The organism is Mycobacterium sp., from assembly GCF_029961025.1.
Classification (GTDB): Bacteria; Actinomycetota; Actinomycetes; order Mycobacteriales; family Mycobacteriaceae; genus Mycobacterium.
Window position 1 is genome coordinate 497,126 of the sequence record NZ_JASBVP010000002.1, and the last position, 22,305, is coordinate 519,430.

The 22,305-nt window shown below is 68.1% G+C and carries 17 protein-coding genes, 1 tRNA gene and 1 pseudogene; 6 read left to right on the forward strand and 13 right to left on the reverse strand.

Translation table 11 applies throughout. The features are described from left to right. Nucleotides 1–117 precede the first annotated feature (117 nt). From QJR12_RS03065 to QJR12_RS03075, 3 genes are read left to right on the forward strand one after another with little or no spacing between them, the layout of a single operon-like run. Nucleotides 118–1,620 (forward strand): CHAD domain-containing protein, encoded by a 1,503-nt coding sequence (locus tag QJR12_RS03065; protein WP_300576063.1) that lies wholly within the window; start codon nt 118–120, stop codon nt 1,618–1,620. Next, nucleotides 1,617–2,357: a ParA family protein gene (locus QJR12_RS03070; protein WP_300576065.1), complete on the forward strand. Its 741-nt coding sequence runs from the start codon at nt 1,617–1,619 to the stop codon at nt 2,355–2,357. Before QJR12_RS03065 ends, QJR12_RS03070 begins: the two co-directional genes overlap by 4 nt. Before the next feature lie 49 nt (nt 2,358–2,406). Beyond that, on the forward strand, nt 2,407–3,813 hold the full coding sequence (locus tag QJR12_RS03075; RefSeq protein WP_300576068.1) for an aldehyde dehydrogenase family protein: 1,407 nt from the start codon (nt 2,407–2,409) through the stop codon (nt 3,811–3,813). A gap of 51 nt (nt 3,814–3,864) precedes the next feature. Here QJR12_RS03075 and QJR12_RS03080 read toward each other — a convergent pair whose 3' ends face one another. The 3 genes from QJR12_RS03080 to QJR12_RS03090 all read right to left on the reverse strand — a co-directional run bounded on the left by QJR12_RS03080 (nt 3,865) and on the right by QJR12_RS03090 (nt 6,191). Beyond that, nucleotides 3,865–4,110, reverse strand: coding sequence for a hypothetical protein (locus QJR12_RS03080; RefSeq protein ID WP_300576070.1), 246 nt, complete (start codon nt 4,108–4,110; stop codon nt 3,865–3,867). Nucleotides 4,111–4,183: 73 nt separating this feature from the next. Further along, nucleotides 4,184–4,933 (reverse strand): methyltransferase domain-containing protein, encoded by a 750-nt coding sequence (locus tag QJR12_RS03085; protein WP_300576073.1) that lies wholly within the window; start codon nt 4,931–4,933, stop codon nt 4,184–4,186. Nucleotides 4,934–5,093: 160 nt separating this feature from the next. After that, nucleotides 5,094–6,191 (reverse strand): phenazine antibiotic biosynthesis protein, encoded by a 1,098-nt coding sequence (locus tag QJR12_RS03090; protein WP_300576076.1) that lies wholly within the window; start codon nt 6,189–6,191, stop codon nt 5,094–5,096. A 307-nt stretch (nt 6,192–6,498) separates the two neighbouring features. Between QJR12_RS03090 and QJR12_RS03095 the strand changes: the two are divergent. Continuing rightward, nucleotides 6,499–6,678, forward strand: a pseudogene (locus QJR12_RS03095) (acyl-CoA synthetase); the annotation flags it as partial. On the opposite strand, the gene QJR12_RS03100 reads toward QJR12_RS03095, so the two are convergent. The 7 genes from QJR12_RS03100 to QJR12_RS03130 form a co-directional block, all read right to left on the reverse strand. Further along, entirely contained in the window at nt 6,667–11,496 is a 4,830-nt protein-coding gene (locus QJR12_RS03100; RefSeq protein WP_300576078.1) for a cation-translocating P-type ATPase, read from the reverse strand. The pseudogene QJR12_RS03095 and the gene QJR12_RS03100 sit on opposite strands and share 12 nt — an antisense overlap. Nucleotides 11,497–11,616: 120 nt before the next feature. Then, complete coding sequence (locus QJR12_RS03105; RefSeq protein WP_300576081.1) at nt 11,617–12,270, reverse strand: methyltransferase domain-containing protein; 654 nt, start codon at nt 12,268–12,270, stop codon at nt 11,617–11,619. A gap of 116 nt (nt 12,271–12,386) precedes the next feature. Continuing rightward, nucleotides 12,387–13,223 (reverse strand): ABC transporter permease, encoded by an 837-nt coding sequence (locus QJR12_RS03110; protein WP_300576083.1) that lies wholly within the window; start codon nt 13,221–13,223, stop codon nt 12,387–12,389. After that, a complete protein-coding gene (locus QJR12_RS03115; RefSeq protein WP_300576086.1) occupies nt 13,220–14,173 on the reverse strand; it encodes a glycosyltransferase family 2 protein in 954 nt (317 codons plus the stop codon). Before QJR12_RS03115 ends, QJR12_RS03110 begins: the two co-directional genes overlap by 4 nt. Beyond that, nucleotides 14,166–14,996, reverse strand: a complete 831-nt coding sequence (locus QJR12_RS03120) for an ABC transporter ATP-binding protein (RefSeq protein WP_300576089.1) — start codon at nt 14,994–14,996, stop codon at nt 14,166–14,168. The genes QJR12_RS03115 and QJR12_RS03120 overlap by 8 nt, the downstream gene beginning before the upstream one ends. 19 nt (nt 14,997–15,015) lie before the next feature. Beyond that, nucleotides 15,016–15,531: a bacterial proteasome activator family protein gene (locus tag QJR12_RS03125; RefSeq protein ID WP_300576092.1), complete on the reverse strand. Its 516-nt coding sequence runs from the start codon at nt 15,529–15,531 to the stop codon at nt 15,016–15,018. Between the two features lie 14 nt (nt 15,532–15,545). After that, a complete protein-coding gene (locus QJR12_RS03130; RefSeq protein ID WP_300576095.1) occupies nt 15,546–17,519 on the reverse strand; it encodes a DUF6541 family protein in 1,974 nt (657 codons plus the stop codon). A 109-nt stretch (nt 17,520–17,628) separates the two neighbouring features. Between QJR12_RS03130 and QJR12_RS03135 the strand changes: the two genes are divergently transcribed. Continuing rightward, nucleotides 17,629–18,825 (forward strand): cysteine desulfurase-like protein, encoded by a 1,197-nt coding sequence (locus QJR12_RS03135; protein WP_300576098.1) that lies wholly within the window; start codon nt 17,629–17,631, stop codon nt 18,823–18,825. A gap of 58 nt (nt 18,826–18,883) precedes the next feature. Here the strand turns inward: QJR12_RS03135 and QJR12_RS03140 are convergent, their stop codons facing one another. Next, nucleotides 18,884–19,867 (reverse strand): NAD(P)H-quinone oxidoreductase, encoded by a 984-nt coding sequence (locus QJR12_RS03140; RefSeq protein ID WP_300576101.1) that lies wholly within the window; start codon nt 19,865–19,867, stop codon nt 18,884–18,886. A gap of 126 nt (nt 19,868–19,993) precedes the next feature. On the opposite strand from QJR12_RS03140, the gene QJR12_RS03145 reads away from it, so the two are divergent. After that, nucleotides 19,994–20,083: transfer RNA gene (locus QJR12_RS03145), tRNA-Ser, on the forward strand. A 66-nt stretch (nt 20,084–20,149) separates the two neighbouring features. Here the strand turns inward: QJR12_RS03145 and lipE are convergent. Together lipE and QJR12_RS03155 are read right to left on the reverse strand one after the other, a co-directional pair. Next, nucleotides 20,150–21,406, reverse strand: a complete 1,257-nt coding sequence (gene lipE, locus QJR12_RS03150) for a lipase LipE (RefSeq protein WP_300576104.1) — start codon at nt 21,404–21,406, stop codon at nt 20,150–20,152. 47 nt (nt 21,407–21,453) lie between these two features. Continuing rightward, nucleotides 21,454–22,278 carry a crotonase/enoyl-CoA hydratase family protein gene (locus QJR12_RS03155; protein ID WP_300576107.1) on the reverse strand — a complete coding sequence of 275 codons (825 nt, stop codon included), beginning with the start codon at nt 22,276–22,278 and terminating at the stop codon, nt 21,454–21,456. Between the last annotated feature and the right edge of the window lie 27 nt (nt 22,279–22,305).

Genomic DNA, 22,305 nt, shown 5'->3' on the forward strand with positions numbered 1-22,305 from the left:
GACACCCGCGGAGAGGAGGCATTCGTGGCCGCTAGGTAAATGCAGAGTGAACAAAAGGTGACTATCATCCGCGAGATATCGGCCGAAGCGGCCGATAGTCCTGCGGAGAGGCATCAGATGACCAGGCCTTCGCGCACTTTCAGCACGCGTGACACGGTGGCGCCGGACGCCCTGGCGGCGGCGTTGCAGCCCACGTTCGGTGTGCGCCCCGGGCCGGTGCGGACGGTCGCGAAGACCTGGCTGGACACCTTCGATTGGCGACTGCACGACGCCGGGATTTCCCTCGAATACACCGATGATGGGCCGCTGACCATGCACCTACCCGACGGGAGCCGGCGGCAGTGCCCGCTGCCGGCGCGCCATTGGCCGGTGCTGCTGGCCGATCTGCCGGCCGGTCCGCTGCGTGATGCGCTGGCACCGGTGGTGACTCCGCGGGCGTTGGTTCCGGTTGTCACCGTGCATTGCACCGTTCGGGAGAGCCGGGTGCTCAACGCCGACGGCAAGACCGTCGCCCGGCTTGTGGTCGAAAGCGACGACGACGGCGCGACCCGGTTGCTGGTGCAACCCCTGCGAGGGTACGCCGGCGAGGCCGACCAGATCTCCCGGCGGCTCGCCGACTTCGATGGACTCACCCCGGTGGCAACGACACCGTATGATCACGCACTGGCCCACGCGGGCCGCAAACCCGGCGACTACGACAAGAATCCGACCGTGCCGTTGCGCCCGGACACCCCGGCACCGGTGGCCGTCGCGAGCGTGCTGCGGCACTTCGCGGCGGGCATCGACGCCAACATCGAGGGCACGATCGCCGACATCGACACCGAGTTCCTGCATGATCTGCGGGTGGCGGTGCGGCGCACCCGCTCGATTCTCAAGCTCACCGGTGATGTGCTGCCCGGTGATCTGGCGGCACGGTACGAACCGGAATTCACGTGGCTGGGTGATTTGACGACGCGGCTGCGGGATTTGGACGTGTTTTTGCTCAAGGTGGGCGACATGGCATCCGCGTTGACATCGGCGGCTCCGGTCGACCTCGATCCGTTCCGGTCGTTTTTGGTGCGGCGGCGGGCTGCGGAACGTCGTCGGCTGGTGCGCGGGCTGCGGTCACGTCGTTTTGACAAGCTGATGCAGGCCTGGCGATCGGAGCTGGCGGAGGTGACCGCCGGCGCCGGCGGGGGACAGCCCATCGTCGCAGTGGCGGACCAACGGCTGCGGCGGGCGTTTCGGCGTGTCGGCAAACGCGGCACGCGAATCACCGCCGACTCGCCCGGGGAAGAGGTGCACGCGCTGCGCAAGCGGTGCAAGGAACTGCGCTATCTGCTAGAAGTGTTCCGGCCACTGTGCGCGGAAACCGCTCACCGCCGTCTGGTCAAGGAACTCAAGGCGCTGCAGGACACGCTCGGGGAGTTCCAGGACGGCGAGGTGCAGCGCCAGGCGGTTCGGGAATACGCCGCGGCGATGATGGCGGAGGGTGCCGCCCCGCCGGAAACCGTCCTGGCGATGGGCGAACTGGCCGCTCAGCTCGACGCGCGCCAGCTAAAGGCACGGGCGGAGCTGGCGGGCAGGCTGCGGCCGTTTTTAGCCGAGAAGGCCCGGGTGAAGGCCCTGGTGCGCCGGTGAAGGTCTACGCGACGTACAACATCAAGGGCGGGGTGGGTAAGACATCGGCCGCGGTCAACCTTGCTCATCTGGCGGCGCGCGACGGTCATCACGCGTTGCTGTGGGATCTGGATCCCCAGGCCGCTGCGACGTATCTGTTTCGGGTGCGCCCCAAGGTCAAAGGTGGCGCCAAAGCGCTGGTGCGGGGAACCCGATCGATCGATGACGCCATCAAGGCCACCGATTTCGACCGGCTTGATCTGCTGCCCGCCGATTTCAGCTACCGCAACCTGGATTTGCGGCTCGATGACGCCAAGCGGCCCACCCGACGGATCCACCAGCTGCTGCAGCCGTTGGGCGACGAATACGACGTGGTTTTTCTGGACTGCCCGCCGAGCATTTCGCTGCTGTCGGAGAACGTGCTGTACGCGGCGGACACGCTGCTAGTGCCGGTGATTCCGGCGACGCTGTCGGTGCGCACGTTCGATCAACTGGTGAGTTTCGTCGGAGACCTCGATGGGCATCGACCGCGGGTAGATGCGTTCTTTTCGATGGTGGACCGGCGCAAACGGCTGCACCGGGAGGTGATGGCGCAGTTGGCGGCGCGGCGACCGGGGGTGCTGACCACGGCGATTCCCGCGCTGTCGATCATCGAGCAGATGGCCGAACGGCGAGCGCCGGTGACAGCGTTCGCCCCGCACAGTCCGGCAGCGCTGTGTTATCAAGCGTTGTGGAGCGAGATTCATAGCGGTCGGTGATAGCGCCAAACCCGCGGGGCCAACGGCCCTTCGGTAGCATCGCTGCCCGATGAGCAGGAGTTTCACCCGACCATCCCACGCGGTAGGAGATCCCGTGATGCTCGATGCGCTGGGCCCGGCCGGCAGCTACCGCACCCGCAACCGGCAGACCATCACAGACACCGCGGGGGTGGCCGTGGGTGAGCTGAGCATCGTGCCGGCGCTGTTTGTCACGCGCAGTATCGCGGCGCAACGCGGGGTGGCCCCGCTGCCGTGGGCCGAGCGCGCAGCCGCATTGGAGAGGGCCGCCACGCTCTTTGTCCAGGACCGGATCGCCGGACTGGATTTCGCGGGCTACGTCGGGCTGGCAAGCCGGGTGTCGGGCCTGCCGATCACGGTTACCCGAGCCGCGGCGCTCGGCGTCGCCGCGGAGTTGGGCCGGGCGATGCAGGCGGTGCGACCGGCCCGTCCGGTGGGTTCGGTGTTCGACTGGCGCGACGAGCGCACCCGTGGTGGCAGCGGGGTGTGGGTGCGCCGGGGCGAGGTCTTCGCGGTGCATGCCTCGGGCAACCATCCCGGCGTGCACGGCGCCTGGCCGCAGGCGCTGGCGCTGGGATACCGGGTCGTGATCCGCCCGTCCCAGCGGGAGCCGTTTACCGGGCATCGCGTCATTATCGCGCTGCGCGACGCCGGCTTCCGCCCCGAGGATGTGTTGTATCTGCCGACCGATTACACCGGCGCCGATGAGATCATCCGCGCGGCGGATTTAAGCATGGTCTTCGGCGGCCAGGACGTGGTGGACAAGTACGGCGCCGATTCGACGGTCTTCGTCAACGGCCCGGGCCGGTCGAAAATCCTGATCACCGCGGACCGCAACTGGCGTGATTACCTCGACGTCATCGTGGACTCGATCAGCAGTCTGGGCGGGATGGCGTGCCAGAACACCACGGCGGTGCTGTACGAAGGTGACGCTGCGCCGCTGGGGCGGGCCATCGCCGAGCGGCTGGCCCGCATTCCCGCGCTGCCGGCCAGCGACGAACGCGCCGTGCTGCCGACCCAGCCGATCACGCGGGCGCGGGCGTTGGCCGACCACCTGGCCGCCAAAGCGGCGGGCTCGACACCGCTGCTGGGTGCCGATCAGATCGTCGCCGATCTCGGGGACGGCGACGCGGCGCTGCGCCCGGCGGTGCACCTGCTCGCCGCACCCGATACCGATAAGCTCAACGTGGAATTGCCGTTCCCCTGCGTGTGGGTGAGCCCGTGGTCACGCGCAGACGGCCTGGCGCCGCTTCGGCATTCGCTGGTGATCACCGCAATCACCTCCGATGAGCAGCTAGTCGACAGGCTGCTGGCCGAACCGACGGTGAGCAATCTCTATCGCGATCACCACCCGACCTCGCAGCGCGCACCGCAACTGCCCCATGACGGCTATCTCGCCGAATTTCTCATGCGCAGCAAGGGATTCATCCGGGACTAACACTAACCCAGCCCTGAAATCGCCGCTAAAGAGCCGGGCGGCCCACGGGCGTCACAAAATTTGCCGCGGCGCCCGGTCAACGAGGTAGCCGGTGGGGAAAGACATCTCGATGACACGCAGCCGGTGATCGGCTTTCGACTCGAGTTCGAGAACCACGCAACTATCGCCGATGCGCTTGGACTCCAGCACCCGATAGTGGTGACCGCCACCGTGAACGTCGGTGATCGGGTCACCTGAGTGCAATGCTTCGACGGGCACCAAGTGCGATGTCGGCTGGGATGTTTGGGGTGAGATCACGCTGGCAACGGTAGGCCAAACCGGCCCGCCAGGGGCCGTTTTCGCCGGATCCCGGCCGGCCGATGCGGCGGTGTCAGCCTCGTTGGGCACGCACCGACTGAAAAGTGCCGAAAGTTTTGACCCGCACGCTGACGAAGCCCCGGTCTTCCAGCAGGTCGCCGAGTTCGTCCTCGCCGAACACGTAGGCCCAGCCGCCCGGCAGCAGCCGGCCGATGCGGGCGGCGGGCCCCGCGGTAGGAACCATCAAGGCCAGTCGTCCGCCCGGTCGCAGTACCCGGGTGATCTCCGCGAGTGCCGCCGCGGGCTGCGGCACCAGCTGCAGCACGGCGATGCACACCACGGCGTCGACCGTCTCGTCGCGCAGCGGAAGCCGTTGCGCGTCCGCCCGCAAGAAGGCGACCTGCGGTCCGAAATCGGTTCGCACCGCACGCGCCAGCATCGACTCGGAGATGTCGACACCCAGCACCAACCCGCCGGAGCCCACGGCTGCCGCCAGCGACGCGGTAATGCTGCCCGGGCCGCAGCCGACGTCCAAGGCGATCCCGCCGGCCGGAATGGTCAACCAGCGGGTGGGGTTCAGCCACGCCGCAAATAGCCGGCGCATAGCGACCTGAGCGTGGTCGTATACCGCCGAGCCGAGCCGCGAAGCGAACACCGCCTGCAGCGGACCGGTGTTTTTCGGCGCCGCGGCCTCTTGCGCGGACGGCCCGGCGCTCAGCAGGTCGAGATAACCCTTGCTGACGTCCGGGTGCTCCGGAGGATCGGCCAGCAATTCCAGCGCTCGCTGCAGCGCGGGGGGCATCGTCATGGCCGCATCACCCATCGGGGCATTCCCTGAAGAGGACTTCACCGGTTCACCCGGGATAGTACGCGCCCGGGGCGCGGGGTTCTGGCCTCGGTCACCGAGTTTGGGGTAGTCCCGGCCTTCGGCTCTTGCCTAAGCTTACCGGGCGGGGCATTTGACGACGGTCAGGCAAACGGTGTCAGTAGACACCTTCGATGACGGCGGTGCCCTCAAACGTGGCGAGCGGGCGCACCTCACTGAGGGAGTCACCGACTTGGCCCTCCGGTCCCGGTATCCGGATTGCGCTGTCACGTTCGGCGTTGTTGGGTAGAAACATCCCCTTGCTGATGTGGTTCATCACCACCTGGCCGCGCTGGCCGAAGGGCACCTCTTCGCCGGTGTCGGGATCCACCACCCAGAAGACGACATACGGTGTGCGGGGGTCGAACACGAACGACTCGTGGTCCGCGCCCGCGCGGGTGGTCGCCTGCGAAAGAATCATGGTGCTGCCGAACACCATGGTGATTGTCGTGTCGGGAAAGATTCCGCGAAGCAGATCCAGCGTGTCGACGTCCACGTGCGCGCCGCTGAGCAAGACGTAGCGGATTTTCCGGTTGATCAGCTCGACGGCGCGGTCGTGGCCGGCGATGGCCGCCAGCAGCGGCGGCGTGGTCTGCAGGTTTGCCACATCCTGGGTCTGCAGAATGGCCACCGCCTGCTCGATGACGTGGTCGAGGTAATCGGCGACCAGCGCGGCGGCGTTGCGGGACGCGGCCTTCCTGACCCAGCGGGGATCCAGGTCGATCGAGTGGAACACCGAGTTGAGCCGCTCGGCAACCAGGCGGGAGAAGTAGCCGACACCGTGCGGGCCGCTGGGCATCAGGCACAGGAATCCCCGTCCCGGCAGGAAACCACCCGCGATGAAGTCCTCGGTTTGCCATTGAGCAACTTGCTCAACCCAATCCGGCAGTTGCGCAGTCCGTTTGGGCGCACCGGTGGTGCCACCGGACTCGAATATCCGGGGCAGCGGCGGCGGTGGTCCGTAACCGCGCGGAATCAGATCCTCGACCGGCACCCGCCGCAGCTGGTTCACCATGTTGGGAAATAACCGCAAGTCCGTGAAAGACCTGACGTCGGTCAGTGGGTTGAATTCCAGCGTGTCGGCCACGCGGAGCCAAAAAGGGGATCCGGTGTCCCCGCCGAAGTGCCAGGCGATCGCGGCACGCAGATAAGCCTCGGGATCCTCAATCGGCGCAGACCGCGGCACCTCCAACAACGAAAAATCGATAGCACCCACCTCGCCGATCTTGTCGCACGCCGGGTTGGCCCCGCAATTCGTGGTGAAGACGACGAAAAAAGCGGCGGGGGCGACCGGCGGCGCGCGATGCGCCGATAATGACGGCTGACACGTTCCCGACCGACGGCCGGGTGGGCCGGCAGCCGACCGCTCGGCGGGAAGCCAGGGGTGGGAAACGCGCCGGGGAGGTGGCCTGATGAGCATGGCGGCAAAGGCAATCGACGGACTGGTCAACCCGGCGGGGAGCTTCAGCGGAGCGGCTCGGCGATCTGGTGGCATCGATCAACACCGGTGGGGGATCATCTCCGGGCACCGGCTGGCCGCTTTCGTCGTCCCCCGGCCCGGCAGCCGCATCGGCGAATCAGCCGTGCGGGAGTACCTGAAGGACAAGGTCTCTCGCTTCGAGCAGCGCCGGGACGTCCGCATCGTCACCAGCATCCCCCGCAATCCCGCGGGCAAGGTGTTGCGTCACCAACTACCGACGTGAGCGCGCCGTGGTCGGGGCAGCCGACGTCCCCGGGTCATCGGAGGCCCCGACGCCCGCGGTTGTGGCCAGCCAGTCGGGCGCCAGCAGCGACAACGCGGCGGCACTCGCCGTGGCGACGGCCACGCCGGTCCAGGCGATCGGCCCCAGCGGCGTGCAGCCGAAGAAGTGGCTGACACCCGGGGTTTGGACGACGCCGACCAGCACCGCGGTACTGCCCAGCGCGGTCGCCACCACGAGCGGGCTGTGGCGGCGAGTTAGCAGTGTCTGCGCCAGCTCCGTCATCACCAGCGCGGTCAGGCCCATTGTCGACGCCCGCCGTGCGGTGCCCGGTGTCCACCGCCCGATCGCCCACGCGGCGGTGGCGCCGGCGGCGGTGACCGCGCCGCGGGTGAGAATCTGCCGCATCAACGGGGTGTCGAGAGAGGGTGCCGGCCCGCTCAGGACCGCGCGCCGGTATGCGCGCAGCTGCTCCTTCACCTCCTGATCGGCGCTGTCCGTGGTCTCCTCGGGCCGGGCGAACTGCGGGCTGACGGCAACCGCAAGCGCGGGGAACATGTCGGTGAGCAGGTTCACCAAGAGCAGTTGCCGGGTGCCCACCGGCGCCCGGCCGGTGCCCAGCGCGGTCCCGATGATGGTGAACAGCACCTCACCGACGTTGCCGCCGACCAGAATGCCCACCGCGTCCCGCACCACGGTCCACATGCTGCGCCCCTCGACCAATGCGTCGATCAGCACGTCCAGGTCATTCTCGGTCAACACGATGTCGGCGGAACCACGGGCGGCCGAAGAGCCGCGACCGCTCACCCCGATACCCACATCCGCCATCCGGATCGCGGCCGCGTCGTTGGCGCCGTCCCCGACCATCGCGGTTACCCGTCCGCGGCGCTGGAGCGCCGCGACGATTTGCACCTTTTGTTCCGGGCTGACCCGGGCGAAGACCTGCACGTCGGCAGCGAGTCGGGCGAACGCGTCATCGTCGAGGCCGGCAAGTTCGCTCCCGGTCACCACCCGCGCATCCGGCGGCAGGCCCAGCTGACGGGCTATCGCCCGGGCGGTCACCGGATGATCGCCGGTGATCAGCACCACATTGCGTTCGACATCGCGCAGCGCTTCGATCAGCGGCCGCGCCGATGCTCGTGCGGTGTCCGCCAGCCCGAGGAAGCCGAGCAACTCGAGGCCGTGCGCGACGGCGTCGACGCTGTCGGCATCGGTGTCGGAGTCGCCGATCTTTCGGTCCCAGGGACGCTGCGCGACCGCTATCACCCGCAAACCCTGCTCGGCCAGAGCATGGACCAGAGACTGCGCCCGGTTACGCTCGGTGTCCGGATCATCGAACCGGCAACGCGACAAAACCGTCTCGGGAGCTCCTTTGAGCATCAGCATCGGCCCGGCGGCGTCCGCTGTGCCGATCGCCGCAGCGTAGCCACGGCTGGACTCAAACGGCACCTCGGCCAGCACGGCCCACTGGGAATCATTTTCGCTTGCAAGCTCATTCGCCGCAGTGAGGATTGCCTCGTCGGTGGCGTGAGCATGACCCCGCCCTTCTCGGGGCGGTGTGCACGCCCGGGCTGCGGCCCGCAGCACCGCGGCGGCTTCCGGCCCGGCGACGATGGGGAAAAGACCGTCGGGACTGGTCGCGCGCGGCACGACGCAAACCACGTGCAGCCGGTTTTCGGTGAGCGTTCCGGTTTTATCGAAACACACCGTGTCGACCCGGCCCAGCGCCTCGATGCTTCGCGGAGCCCGGACCAGCGCTCCGCGCCGCGACAGCCGCCGGGCGGCGGCAAGCTGAGCGAGGGTGGCCACCAATGGCAGGCCCTCCGGGACAGCGGCCACCGCGATCGCGACGCCGTCGGCAACGGCTTGGCGCAGCGGGCTGCGGCGCAGCAGCGCCAGGGCGGTCACCGCGGCCCCGCCGGCCAGCGTCAACGGAAGAACTTTGCTGGTCAGCTGCTTTAGCCGCGCTTGGACTCCCGATGCCGTCTCAACATGGGCAACAGCCGAAATCGCGCGCTGCGCGGCGGTGCCGGCACCGGTGGCCACGACGATTGCCCGCGCATGGCCCGCGACGATCGTGCTGCCCCCGAACAGCATGCTGGCCCGGTCGGTATCACCCGGGGCGACAGGCTCCACCTGCTTGTCGACCGGCAGCGACTCGCCGGTGAGGAAGGACTCGTCGACCTCGAGATCCTCGGCCACCAGCAGCCGGGCATCCGCTGGCACCACGTCGGGGGCGGCCAGGTCGATGACATCCCCGGGACGCAGCGACCGTGCGGTGACCGTGACGGTGCGTTTGGCATGTCGAGACGCGTCTAACCGGCGCCGCGTCGTCGCTACCGCGGGCACCACCACCCGGCGGGCGTACCGCTCCTGTTCGGCGAATAGCTCGGCGGCCGCGGCCTCGGCGCGCAACCGTTGCACCCCGCCGGTAATAGCGTTGACGGTTGTCACCCCGGCCACCAGCAGCGCGTCTACATTGCTGCCGACAATCGCGGACGCCGCGGCTCCCACGGCGAGGATCGGGGTCAGCGGATCGGCAAGCTCGGCCCGCGTCGCGGCCACCAGTCGCCCCAGACCACGCACCGGTGCCCGCAGCGGCGTCACCAATGGGCTGTAGGACAGGTCGTCGAGGATGCGCCGCCACGGCGCGACACCGGTCTTGACGCCCATGGGTTGGCTCCGGCCGGTCAGTCGCGAATAGACGATCTCCGGATCGAGGGCATGCCAGGCGGTCAGCGGCTGGGGAGCCGGGTCCGGCCGCCGGAGCACCATGGCGGCGGATAAAGCTCCCGACACCATGGCGGCCGCCGTGGCCGCGGTGACCGGATTAAGCCAGCGTCGCAGGGCCAGGGGTCCGCTGTGACCCGAGGGTGGGGCGCCGTTGACCAGCAGCAACCCCGCCAGGGTGGCACCACCCTGGGCCAGGCGCACCGACGTTTCGCTGACCCGTCGCGCCGTCGGCAACGCGGAGAGGATCCGCACGGCGGCCGCCAGATCGGTGCCGGTGATGATGTCCGCGGTCCATGGTGTCGCCGCGTGCGGATCGTCAAGAGCCACCCCGACGTCGGCGACGGCCAATGCCGCCAAGGTGTCGGTCGACGCGAAGTCCGGATGCAGGGCGCTGATCAGCAACACCGGTCCGCGATCCGCCCGCAGCCCGCGCACCAGCTCCAGCAGCGACGTCCCGGAGGGATAACTCGCGGCGGCGCTGACCGCCAGATCCTCGGTGCCGGCAACATGGCGCAGCACGACCCGGGCTCCGGTGCGCCGGGCCGTCTGCAGCAGCGGGACCGCGAACGGGTCGACCTCCCAGCCAACCACTACGCTGCCCACGCATTGACCGTCGACCACAAGATCGGCGTGTTCCCGGCCTTGGGCGGGTGCCGACGCGGGCCCCCGGACCGGAACCCAGCGCAGGTGCGCCCCGGTGGCCGGCAACTCATCGGGGTCGGGCTCGGGCGCTTGCTCACCGTGCAGCAGCGCATCGGCGACCTCGTAGACCCGATCGTCATCCCAGCCCGGGACAGCGCCCCGCGCCCGCAGCACGGCGCGCGCATCACCGCGCAGCGCGGCGCCGTCGATGACGATCACCTGCACGCGATCAAAACGCCGCAGCGCGCCCGGGTCGAGAACCAGATGCCCAGCTTCAGCCAGTCCGCGGCCCAGGACCGCGGCGAACGCCTGGCGGCCCAAAGGTGCGGCTTTCGGCACCCCGGCCAGTACCGCGCCGGCCGCATCCTCGGTTCCGCCGCCGGCCAGCAGCACCCCCGCCGCAGCCACCAAAGAAGCGTTGGCCGCCTGATTGGCGTACTGCTCCACCGGCCCGGCCATCGACCCCTTGGCGGTGTCGATTGCGGTGTCGATTGCGGCTTCGACCATCACGTGAGACGCCTCACCCGCCGCTGCCGGGGCCCAACCGTGCCACGGTGTCTGCGAATCCGCTTCGGCCGACGAGATGACCGGGACCACGGGCGCCTGCGGTCGATGGGGGGAGGCGAGTTCCGGCTCGCGCCGCCGCCACCGATCGCGATGGGCCGACGCCTCGGCGATCTGAAGGCCTCGCTGGGCCAGATCCACCAACGGTGCCCCCACCGCGCGGGTCAACCCGGCGGCCACTGCGGTCGAAGCGCTGAGAGCGATATCGGTGCCCACGCGGCCCAGCCGGGACTCGAGGACGGAGACCACCCGTGGTTGATGGAGGATGGCAGACGCGGCTCGGACGGTTCGTGGTGCGCCGGGCAGTCGGCCGATCCAGCCGGTGGCCGCGGCGCCGATGGCCAGCAGGTCCATCGCCGCCGCGGCCCAGGGCACCGCGATCGCCAGCGGGTCGCCCGGGTCGGCGAACGGCGCGGTTCGCGGCGCCGGTTGTGGCCCGGCCGTGGCCAGGTCGGCGGCGGCGGAGGTTATCGTGTCACGCACCGAGTTCAAGACCCGCTCGCTGTCCGCGTCCTTCTCGAGTTCGACCACCAGCCGGCCCAACGCGCCCTCAACATGGGCCGTGGCCACGCCCGGGATCGTGCGAACCGGCTCCTCCGCCACGGCCGCATGCTCGTGCCAGCGGGGAAACGGCAGCAACGGATCCAAGTCGAAATGCACTCGCCGGCCGCTGCGCCAACGCACCGGTGGCGCAGCGGCCCTGGCCGAGCCGCTGTAAGAGGTGCCCGCCCGTGGCTCCCGGCCGCGAGATTGACCTGCTGACTGCAGCACCGGGCCGGCCAGCGCCTGCACCGCTCCCGCCACAGCGGCCGCTCCGGTGGCCCCGGCGCGCAACACCTGCACCGCTCCACCGGTCACAGCGGCTATGCCCGGTACCGTCATCCCGTCATCGCCTCATCCTTCAACTCGGTTTGGGTGTCTTGCTAGCTTCGCTTGGTGTCGCCCGATGGCCGCCACCGACAGTGCCCCTAACGGCCGTGGACCCGCGAAACCCGCTGCCACTTACCGATCGTCCCGATCGTCGATTGAAGGCTTGGTGCCAACGGTGATCACGTCCGGGATGATCCGCGTCCAGGCCGGTCGCCGGACCCGGTGCTGCTCACGGACGACAAAGCCGGCGCTCTCGAACAGCGCCCGCACTTCGGCGGCCGGGGCGTGGTGGGCGGGTTTCCACCCGAGGGTCCCGGGGAGCAGAGGCCGGCGGGCGGTTAACGCCGCGACCGCCAGCAACCCACCCGGAGCCAGCACCCGAGAAAATTCCCGTAACGCCGCTTCCTGGTGGAAAAAGTGAAACGCTGAGGTTGTCACGATCGCATCGAGCGCCCCGTCGGCGAAAGGCAGCCGCTCGGCGGGGCTACGCACCCACTGCACACGGGTGGATCTGGCGCGGGCCACGGCGAGCATCCCCTCTGAAAGGTCCACCCCGTAGATTTCCTCGGGATGGAGTTCACGCTCGATCCGATCGGCAAGGATTCCCGTGCCACAGCCTACATCGGCGATCCTGCCTGCTCGGTGGGCGCGTAGTTGGGTGATAACCTCGTCGTGCGCCGGACGGTACACCCAATGCTGCAGCAGGGAAAAGTCATAGACCGGTGCCGCGAAACTCCAGAGCCGCGTGACAGCGCTGTTGAGACTTCGCCGTTGAGGTGCCGCCATTATTTCTCGGTGGGTGATATCTCGGTGAGTGGGCAGGTGCGGTGACGAATGTGGGCCATCCACCCAGAATCGTTGCCCTGCGGGATCGCCGCAAGGCCGGTGCGGCCGACGGGAGCTCACACCCAGTACGGCACCCGGGCGCGGTACTGGCGCATCGCGAACGCCGCCAGCGTCCAGCCGAGAAAGGTCAGCACCACCACCACCACCCAGTGCCGCAGCTCCTGGTGGGCGCCCAGCAGCGGGGCTCGCACGATATCCAGGTAGTGCAGCAGCGGGTTGAGTTCGACGATTTTCAACCACCGCCCCGCCCCTTGCTGACGCAGCGTCTCGTCGTTCCAGATGATCGGCGTCATGAAAAACAGCAACTGCACCACCGAAAACAGCAACGGGCCGATGTCGCGGTAGCGGGTTGCCAATATGCCGAAACACAGCGACACCCAAACGGCGTTGAGGACGATGAGTGCCAGAGCCGGTATCACCGACAGGTCGGCCCACGACCATGGTTTGGGGTAGATGACCGCGATGACGAGGTAGATGACGATGTTGTGGGCGAACAAGATTGCCTGGCGCCACACCAGCCGGTAAACGTGCACGGAGAGCGGTGTCGGTAATTGTTTGATCAGTCCCTCGTTGGCGACGAACACCTCGGCACCTTCCAGGATGGCGGCGTTGATCAGGTTCCAGACGATCAGGCCGAGTGTGACGTAGGGCAGGTGCACCGACAATTCGAGGTGGAAAAGCTTGGAGTAAAGCCCGCCCATCGCCACCGCGGTGGTGCCGGTGGCGATGGTGATCCAAAACGGCCCCAGCACCGAACGGCGGTATCTTTGTTTAATGTCCTGCCAGCCGAGGTGCAGCCACAACTCGTGGCGGTCATAGCCGTCGACCAGGTCGCGCCAGGCGCGGCCGAACGTCTTAGACCTTGGGGCGGCCTCGTCGCCGGCGCGGGTCATTGGCGCGGCTCCTCCGCGTCGCTGCGCTTCGCCTCGTCGCCGGCGCGGGTCATCTGCTGGCATCCGAATTTCTCCCGACGCCCCAGGCGTCGCAGCCGAAACCACTCCAGCAGTCCGTTGGGATCGTGACGCGACACCAGAAAGAACCAGCCGAACCGCAACCACTCCTGGACCAGGAGCTTGCGCAATCCCGGCTGAGACAGCAGGTAACCACGGTTACGGTAGGTGAAGTATCGCTTGGCGGGATCCTCCGGATACTGGGCGTGCATCCGGCCGGCCAGGATCGGCTTGAATTCGCCGGACCCGCAGGGGTGCAGGTAAACCGCATCCAGGCAGGTTCCGAACGGAAGGCCGGAGCGAACCAGCCGACGGTGCATTTCCACTTCATCGCCGCGAACGAAAAGCCGGAAGTCGGGGACGCCCACGGCCGCGATCGCCGACGCCCGAAACAGGGCACCGTTGAACAGTGACGCGATCTGGGGCAGCAGATCCTGGTCGGGTGTGGTGCGCAGCTGGCTGACCTGCCGGCGCCATGCCAGGCCGCGGCGCAACGGGAAGGCAAGCCGGGCCGGATCGTCGATGTTGCACACCATCGGCGACACCTCGGCCAGGCCGTGCTTTGCCGCACACGCCAGCAACCTCGCCAGCACACCCGTGTCCTGCGGACGGCCGTCGTCGTCGGCCAGCCACACCCAATCGGCGCCATGTGCTAAAGCATGCAACATGCCCAGAGCGAAACCTCCTGCGCCACCGAGGTTTCGCCGTGACCCCAGGTAGGTGGTCGGAATCGGCTGGCCGGCTACCAGATCGCGAACCCGGTCGTCGTGGGCGTTATCGACCACGATCAGATGATCCGGGAGCCGGGTCTGGGTGGTCAGCGCTCCCAGCGATTTCACCAGTTCGTCCGGCCGCCGGTAGGTGACCACGACGGCGCACACCGACTCAGTCATCCGCGGAAGCTTTTTGCACCAGCGGCTCCCCGGCGGTGGTTTCGGCGATCACCTCGCGTACGTGCCGGGCGGCGTCCTCGCCTTCGTAAGCGCGTACCACGTCCTCGATGCCGCCGGTGAGCCTGATCCTGCCGTGGTCGATCCACATCGCGGTCTTGCACAACCGGGCCAGGAACTCGTTGGAATGGCTGGCGAACACCAGGATGCCGGAACGTTCCACCAAGTGCTGCAGCCGGGGCCGGGCCTTTTTCATGAAGTCGGCGTCCACGGCGCCGATACCCTCGTCGAGCAGCAGGATCTCTGGGTCGATGCTGGTGACCACACCCAGCGCCAGGCGGACCCGCATACCGGTGGAGTAGGTGCGCAGCGGCATCGACAGGTGATCGCCCAACTCGGTGAACTCGGCGATCTCGTCGACCTTGGCCTGCATCTGTTTGCGGGTCTGCCCGAGGAACAGACCGCGGATGATGATGTTCTCATAACCGGAGATTTCCGGATCCATGCCGATCCCGAGGTCGAAGATCGGCGCTACCCGGCCGATCACCGTCGCGGAGCCGCGCGTCGGCTCGTAGATGCCCGACAGCAGGCGCAGCAGTGTCGATTTCCCGGCCCCGTTGTGCCCGACAAGCCCGACGCGGTCGCCCAAACTCAGCGACATGGTGATATCTCGCAGCGCTTCGATGATCATGACGTTGGAAGTGTTGCGTCCGATCGGGCTGCCGGCTTTACCGAGGACAGTCTTCTTCAGCGACCGGGACTTGGCATCGAAGATCGGGAACTCCACCCACGCGTTGCGGGTTTCGATGCGAGGTCCGGATAGCACCGTTGTCTGCTCACAGGGCTTACAGGTACTGGCCGGTGCCGTGGCCGGGCTGGCCGGGTTTCACCCCTGGCGGCAGCGCACCCTGGCGCATCTTTTCCAGTTGGGCGCGGGCGGCCATCTGCTGGGCGAACAGCGCCGTTTGGATTCCGTGAAACAGCCCTTCCAGCCAGCCGACCAGCTGCGCCTGGGCGATGCGTAATTCGGCGTCGGAGGGGGCGGCGTCCTCGCTGAACGGCAGGGTCAGCCGGTCTAGTTCCGCACGCAGTTCCGGCGCCAGCCCGTCTTCGAGTTCACGGATGCTGGTGGCGTGGATCTCACGGAGCCGGTGACGGCTGGCCTCATCCAGGGGGGCGGCCCGCACCTCCTCGAGCAACTGCTTGATCATGGTGCCGATCCGCATCACCTTGGCGGGCTGTTCGACCAGATCGGTCAGCGACTGCTCTTCGTCGTCGGTCTCGTCCTTGCCCGCCACCAGGGGTGGGTCGACCCCGATGACCTCGATGTTGTCGTCGCCGGTACTCAATGCAGTCACCATCCTTTACGCATGTTCTAGCACTTCGTGGTGGCGTTATGTCCTCGCCATTCATAGATCCGGGCCTCACCGTTGTCGTAGATCTCGGCCCACGACTTCGATTTCTCTAGCGACACTAGTCCGTCGGGTATCACGAACCCCCGGACCGTGGGCGTGCTGATCAGCACGTAGCGGATGTTCAGCAGCCGCACCGCTTCGGGGACTCGCGGATCGGTGTCGGCTTTGTTGGCGTAGGCCCAGAAGATGAAGCGGTGGTAACCCGGGCCTTGCTGCACCGGGTAGTCGTAGTGCGTCCACAATGGATGCAGGCCGGCCACCGCATACATCCACGCGGTGCCATCGGTGTTGGCGTTGCCGATCAGCGTGTGCCGGGCGCAGGGCAGGCTGGCCAGGTAAGCCATGGCTTCCACGTCTTTTCGGTCAATGATCACCGAGTCGTATTTGTCGCCGAACAAAAACCGATGCCGAGGAAAGTAGTGCCACGCGCTGGCCAGCACCGCCGTCACCAGCAGCAGCGCGGCGCCGGCGTCCCACACCGGGCCGGGTAACGGCCGTGTCGGCAGGCGATCAGCGAGCCGCCGCACGATCCTGAGCAGGGCCAGGACCACCACAACCAACCCGATACCGGCCATCGGCGCCAGCAGCAACGTCGTCGCTGCCGCCAAGCGGCGCGGATCTTTGTAGAAGAACTCACCGAACGCCCCGGCCAGCATGCCGACCGGACCGCCCAGCGGTGTTCCCGCGTCGACGTTCACCACGATCAGCAGCAGCCACACCACCAGCGGCCACCAGATCTTGGTGAGCAGCAGGACCATCCCACCGGTAGCCGCCAGGGCGATCAGCGCGTACTGCACCGGGAAATCGTTGAGGTGACGGGAGTGCTGAAAAACAGCGTCGAACAACCCCCGTTTCTTGCTCAGATACGTCAGATAGGAGTGCCCGGCGATAATGTCTTCCTGGCGTTTAACGCTGCGGAATTGCGGCAACAGCACCAGCGCGGTCGGCACCAGCACGCTGAGCAGCGTCATCGCGTCGGCGACCCGGCCACGCACCGGGTGCTGCAAGCCATCCAGCAGCCACCATGCCGTCAGCAGCAGGATGGCGACGACACCACCGCTGATGTGCACGGAGAACAGACCCACCAGCGCCAGCACCGCCAGCGGGACGCGGTCGCGATGCCGCAGCGTGGAGGTGATCAGGGCGAAGGTCGGCGCGGCGATCCCGTCGGCCACCATGTTGGGCATGGCGGCGGTGTCGAACTCGACGTAGGGAACGGCGGTGAACGACGCCGCCAGCACCGCGGCGGCAGCCGCGGCCAAAGAGGCCGTGCGGGAACCGGGAGAGCGCAGCATCCGCCAGGTGAGGATGGCCGCGCTGACCGGGAACAGCCAGATCGCCGCCGCCAGTGAGCTCAGGGTGTACGCGGTGGTCGGCGCCGCGCCGGTGAGCTGGGGCAGCACCGCCACCAGGGCGTGAAAGGTCGACGGGTAGTACAACGGCGCGTGGGTTTCGACGTTGCGTAGCTCACCCATGTGGGTTGGCGACGCCTGACCGGTGTCGAGGATGAAGCGGACGGTGTTGGCGTGCCAGACCGCGTCCCAGGTGCTGGGGATGGATTGCCAGTCCGGGATGCCGCGAAGCGCCGCATAGCCGATCAGCAGCGCTCCGAGCACCACCCCGGCGGCCACGGTAGCCGCCGGCCGGCCGCTCAGGGCTCGGGATTCACCCTCGGCGTCGCGATAGCGGGCCAGCAGCACCCGCAAACCCGCGGCCAGCACCGTGACTGCAGCCAGGGTGGCCGATGCCGTCCAAGCATTCCACGGGATTCCAAGCGCACCGAACGGCACAACGGCCAGCGCAACCGTCCCGTAGGTCAGTGGTGGGCCAACTGCGACGGCGACCGGCCACGTTAGCTGGGCGCTCCGTGCGACGAGCACCCCGGGTGCTATCAGCAAAAACAATGCGACCAGCACTCCGCTCGCCAAGCCCACGCGACTAGTATGGCTGGCCGGGTGACCTGGCTCGGGACGGCGGGGACGTATCCGGGTGCCCGCTACCGTGGTGGCTTTGCGGAGTAGCGGAAACTCTAAGGTGGCTGGCATGGCTTACGACGTCGCCCGGGTGCGCGGACTGCATCCCTCGCTGGGCGACGGGTGGGTGCACTTCGATGCGCCGGCGGGGATGCTGATCCCGGAGTCGGTGGCGACCACCGTGTCGACGGCGTTTCGTCGGTCGGTTCCGAGCACCGGGAGCGCGCACCCCGCGGCCCGGCGCAGCGTGGCCATGCTCGCCGCGGCGCGCGAGGCGGTCGCCGACCTGCTCAATGCCGACCCGCGCGGGGTTGTGCTGGGGGCCGATCGGGCGGTTTTGTTGACATCGCTGGCCGATGCGTCGTCCGCCCGGGCCGGGCTGGGCTACGAGGTGATCGTCACCCGTCTGGACGACGAAGCCAATATTGCCCCCTGGCTGCGGGCGGCCCACCGCCACGGTGCCCGGGTGAAATGGGCCGAGGTCGACGTCGAAACCGGTGAGCTGCCCGGCTGGCAATGGGAGAGCCTGATCACCCCGGTAACCCGACTGGTCGCCGTCACCTCGGCGTCGGGCACCCTGGGCACGGTCACCGATCTGCGGGCGGTGACCAAGCTGGTCCACGACATCGGTGGCCTGGTGGTGGTCGACCATTCCGCGGCCGCGCCGTACCGGCTGATGGATATTCGCGAGGCCGATGCGGACGTGGTGGCGTTGAACGCCGTCGGGTGGGGCGGTCCGCCGATCGGGGCGCTGGTGTTTCGTGATCCGGCGCTGATCGACTCGTTCGGGTCGGTCTCGACCGATCCGAACGCTCGCGGCCCGGCGCGTCTGGAGCTGGGTGTGCATCAGTTCGCCTTGCTCGCCGGCGTTGTCGCCAGTATCGAGTATCTGGCTGCACTCGACGAGTCCGCCCGCGGAAGCAGACGCGAAAGACTTTCCATATCAATGCAGTCCGCTGCGTCCTACATGAGCCGGGTCTTCGACTACCTGATGGTGTCGTTGCGATCACTGCCGCTGGTGATGGTGATCGGCCGCCCGGAGACGCGGATCCCGGTGGTCAGCTTCGCCGTTCACGAGGTGCCGGCCGAGCGTGTGGTAGCGCGGTTGGCCGACAACGGGATTCTGGCGATCTCCAACTCCAGGTCCCGGGTTCTTGACGTGATCGGAGTCAACGACGTCGGTGGGGCGGTCACCGTGGGGCTGGCCCAGTACACGACAACTGCGGAGGTGGACCAGCTGGTGCGGGCGTTGGCGTCCTTCGGTTAACGTTAACGCGCGTCGGGCCGGTCACGGTGCTCTGGCCAGTGTCAGCCGAGACCGAAAGCTAACGCCGCACGGTCAGAATCACCTTGCCGCTCACCCGTCCCGACGCCAGCAGTCGATGCGCGTCGGTGGCCTGCTCGATGGGCATCCGCGCACCGATGACCGGACGGACCCGCCCGTCGGCGATCATCGGCCAGACCGATCGCACCACCGCGTCGACGATGACGGCTTTGCCGTTGGGGCCGGTGGGTGGCCGGCCCCGCAGGGCGGTGCCGATGACGCGCGCGCGTTTGCTGATCAGCTTGCCCAGGTTAAGCTCGGCTCGCACCCCACCCTGCAGGCCGATGACGATCAGCTGGCCGTCGTCGGCCAGGGCGTCGATGTTGCGGTCCAGGTAGGCAGCGCCGACGATGTCCAGGATCACGTCGGCACCCGCACCGTCGGTCGCTTCCCGCAGCCGGGTGACGAAGTCCTCGTCGCGGTAGGCGATGACGATCTCGGCGCCCAGCTCGCGGCACAGCTGAAGTTTGGCGGGCGACCCGGCGGTGATCGCGACCCGGGCTCCCAGCGCCCGGGCGACCTGGACGGCATGACTGCCCACGCCGCTGGCACCGCCATGGATCAAGACCAGCTGGCCGGGGTTCAGGTGGGCGGTGAGCACCAGATTGGACCAGACGGTGCAAGCCACCTCGGGGAGCCCGGCGGCATCCACCAGCTCGACGCCCCCGGGAATCGGCATCACCTGGCCCGCGGGAACGGCGACGTACTCGGCGTATCCCCCGCCGGCGAGCAGGGCGCAGACTTCTTGGCCGACGGACCATTCGCTGACACCGGCGCCGACCGCAGCGATGACACCGGACACCTCCAGCCCGAGGATTTCACTGGCCCCCGGGGGCGGCGGATAGTGGCCCGCGGCCTGCAGCAAATCCGCCCGGTTAACACCCGCAGCACTGACTTCGATCAGCACCTCGCCCGCGCCCGGTTGCGCGTCCGGCACTTCCTGCCATACCAGTTGTCCGGCGGGTTCGATGACGATGGCGTGCATGGCGAACACCCTAGTGGGTGCCGGATTTTGGCTATCCGTAGCGCTGCCCCGGCCAATTACCCGGGCGGCCCGGCGCCGTGTCCGTGGTTCACGGCGTCGCCGGCCCGCCCCGTTACGCTTGTCGGCGGTGGCGTGGCAGAGCGGCCTAATGCACTCGCCTTGAAAGCGAGAGACGGCTAACACCGTCCGGGGGTTCAAATCCCTCCGCCACCGCCACCCACCGGTGTTACCGCCATCCGCGGGGTCTGCACCAGGCTCGCTCGGTGTGCTCGCCGGCCGGGCTTAGCCGGCGGTGTCCCGCGGGATCACGGCGGTGATGGTGTTCATCAGGGCGGTGTAGCGATCGGCGGCAGGATCCCTGCCGGGTTTGCCGCTGCTGATCAGACCCGCCGCCAGCCCGCGCTCCGGGTCGGCCCACACGGCGATGTTCACCAAGCCGAGATGGCCGAACGCGGCGGGGGCGTTACGGCCGAACGGTCCGAACCTAGTCGATCCCAGCATGAACCCGGTACCCCAACGCAGCGGCATCAGCCCGGTGGCAACGTCGGGCCGCAACCGCCGGCACTGCCTGACCGCGTTGCGCAGCGTCTCCGCCCGCATGATCCGGACACCGTCGAGTTCGCCACCGCGGCGCCAGATCTCGGCGAACCGCGACAGTTCGTCGGCGTTGGAGACGGTGTTTGACGACGGGATCACGCTGGTGAGAAACAGCGGCTCGTTGGTGTAGGGAATGACCTGGTGCACGGTGCCACCGATGGCCTTGCGAAAAACCGCCGCAATCGGGGCGGGCAACGGCTTTCCGGTGGCGTGACTCGGTGCGACCAACGGGACGTCTTGGGGAGCAACGCCGTAGTTCGTCCAGCGAAACCCCAGCGGGTCGAGGATCTCGGCGGCGAGGATGTCACGAATGTTCTTGCCGGTCGCTGCCGAAACGATCTCCCGTGTCAACGGCCCCCAGGTCAGCGCGTGATACATGTGGATCAGTCCGGGCGGGTAGAGGGGCCTGAGTTCGCCGAGCTTGCGGCGGGCGTATTCACTGTCGTCCACGCGGGTGATGTTCGGCTTGCGCCGGGGCGCCAGCGGCACCCCGGCGCTGTGGGTCATGACGTGGCGGATCGTGGTGCGCTCCTTGCCGTGGCCGGTGTAGCTGGGCAGGTAGTCGCAGACCCGATCGTCGAGCGAGAAGTATCCGCGCTCGGCCAGCATGTGCATCACGGTCGCGGTGATCGCCTTGGCCGCCGAGTACACACAAAACGGCGTATCCGTCGTCACGAGGATCTGTTCGGCGTCCGGCGGGTCGCTCGGGGCGTTGCCCCAGGCGTGACCGATCGCCCGGTTGAGCACCACCCGGCCGTGGTGCCGCAGGCACAACTGGATCGCCGGGTGCATTCCGGCCCGGTACCAGTGGCGCACGGCCTGCCAGATCCGCTCGACGGCCCCGGTGCCGAGACCGCAGTGGTCTTCCTCGCCGATCGTGGTGACGGCGTCCAGGTCGGCGGGGACGCGGATTCTGCCGTGGAGGGCATCTGGGGCGGTCACGTCCGTCAGGGTACGTGCGCGCCGGTGGACGTGCCGGTGCCCGGGGTCTACTCGCCGGTGAACCGCGGCCTGCGCTTGCTCATCGCCGCGGCGATCCCCTCGGTGAGGTCCGCGGACGGCAAAAAGGCCGCGTTCCAGGCCGCGACGTAGCGCAGGTTTTCCGAAACTCGTGAAATACGTTGCTGATCAAGCACATCCTTGATACCCCGGACCGTCAGCGGCGGGTTGGCGGCGATCTCGGCGGCGGTGGCGTGGGCGGCGGCCAGGGTGGCCCCGGCGTCGGCGAACACGTCGTTGACCAAGCCGATCTTTTCGGCGCGGGCGGCGTCGATGTCCTTGCCGGTGAGCGCGAGCTCCCGCAGGTGCCCGTCGGAGAGGATCAGCGGCAACCGCGCCAGGCTACCCATGTCCGCGACGATCGCGAGTTTGACCTCGCGCACCGAGAACCTGGCATCGGCGCTGGCGTAGCGGATGTCGGTCGCGGAAATCAGGTCGACGCCGCCACCGACGCACCAGCCGTGCACCGCCGCGATGGTGGGGGTGCGGCAGTCGGCGACGGCGGTGATGGCCTTCTGCATGCGCAGCACCTCGGCATGAAAGTCGGCTCGCGATCGGGCCGACGCGCCGTCGGCCAGCACCGGGCCCAGCACCGGGGCCATCTCCGGCAGGTCCAGGCCGTAACTGAAGTTGCTTCCCGACCCGGTGATGACGATCGCCCGCACCTTGCGGTCGGCATCCAGTTCGGCGAACAGCCCGGGCATCTCCGCCCAGAACGCCGGCCCCAGAGCGTTGCCCTTGCCCGGCCCGATCAACGTCACCCGAGCAACGTGATCCGTGGTCTCGACGGTGACGGATTCGTACGAGTCGCCCATATGCCTATCCAACCGTAGTCTGACGGA

Excerpts from the sequence above, each read along its gene's own strand:
- QJR12_RS03110 (WP_300576083.1), bottom strand. The coding sequence starts at position 13,223 with ATGACCCGCGCCGGCGACGAGGCCGCCCCAAGGTCTAAGACGTTCGGC.
- QJR12_RS03140 (WP_300576101.1), bottom strand. The coding sequence starts at position 19,867 with ATGCACGCCATCGTCATCGAACCCGCCGGACAACTGGTATGGCAGGAA.
- QJR12_RS03115 (WP_300576086.1), bottom strand. The coding sequence starts at position 14,173 with ATGACTGAGTCGGTGTGCGCCGTCGTGGTCACCTACCGGCGGCCGGAC.
- QJR12_RS03125 (WP_300576092.1), bottom strand. The coding sequence starts at position 15,531 with ATGGTGACTGCATTGAGTACCGGCGACGACAACATCGAGGTCATCGGG.
- QJR12_RS03065 (WP_300576063.1), top strand. The coding sequence starts at position 118 with ATGACCAGGCCTTCGCGCACTTTCAGCACGCGTGACACGGTGGCGCCG.
- QJR12_RS03075 (WP_300576068.1), top strand. The coding sequence starts at position 2,407 with ATGAGCAGGAGTTTCACCCGACCATCCCACGCGGTAGGAGATCCCGTG.
- QJR12_RS03100 (WP_300576078.1), bottom strand. The coding sequence starts at position 11,496 with ATGACGGTACCGGGCATAGCCGCTGTGACCGGTGGAGCGGTGCAGGTG.
- QJR12_RS03155 (WP_300576107.1), bottom strand. The coding sequence starts at position 22,278 with ATGGGCGACTCGTACGAATCCGTCACCGTCGAGACCACGGATCACGTT.
- QJR12_RS03135 (WP_300576098.1), top strand. The coding sequence starts at position 17,629 with ATGGCTTACGACGTCGCCCGGGTGCGCGGACTGCATCCCTCGCTGGGC.
- QJR12_RS03105 (WP_300576081.1), bottom strand. The coding sequence starts at position 12,270 with ATGGCGGCACCTCAACGGCGAAGTCTCAACAGCGCTGTCACGCGGCTC.
- QJR12_RS03085 (WP_300576073.1), bottom strand. The coding sequence starts at position 4,933 with ATGGGTGATGCGGCCATGACGATGCCCCCCGCGCTGCAGCGAGCGCTG.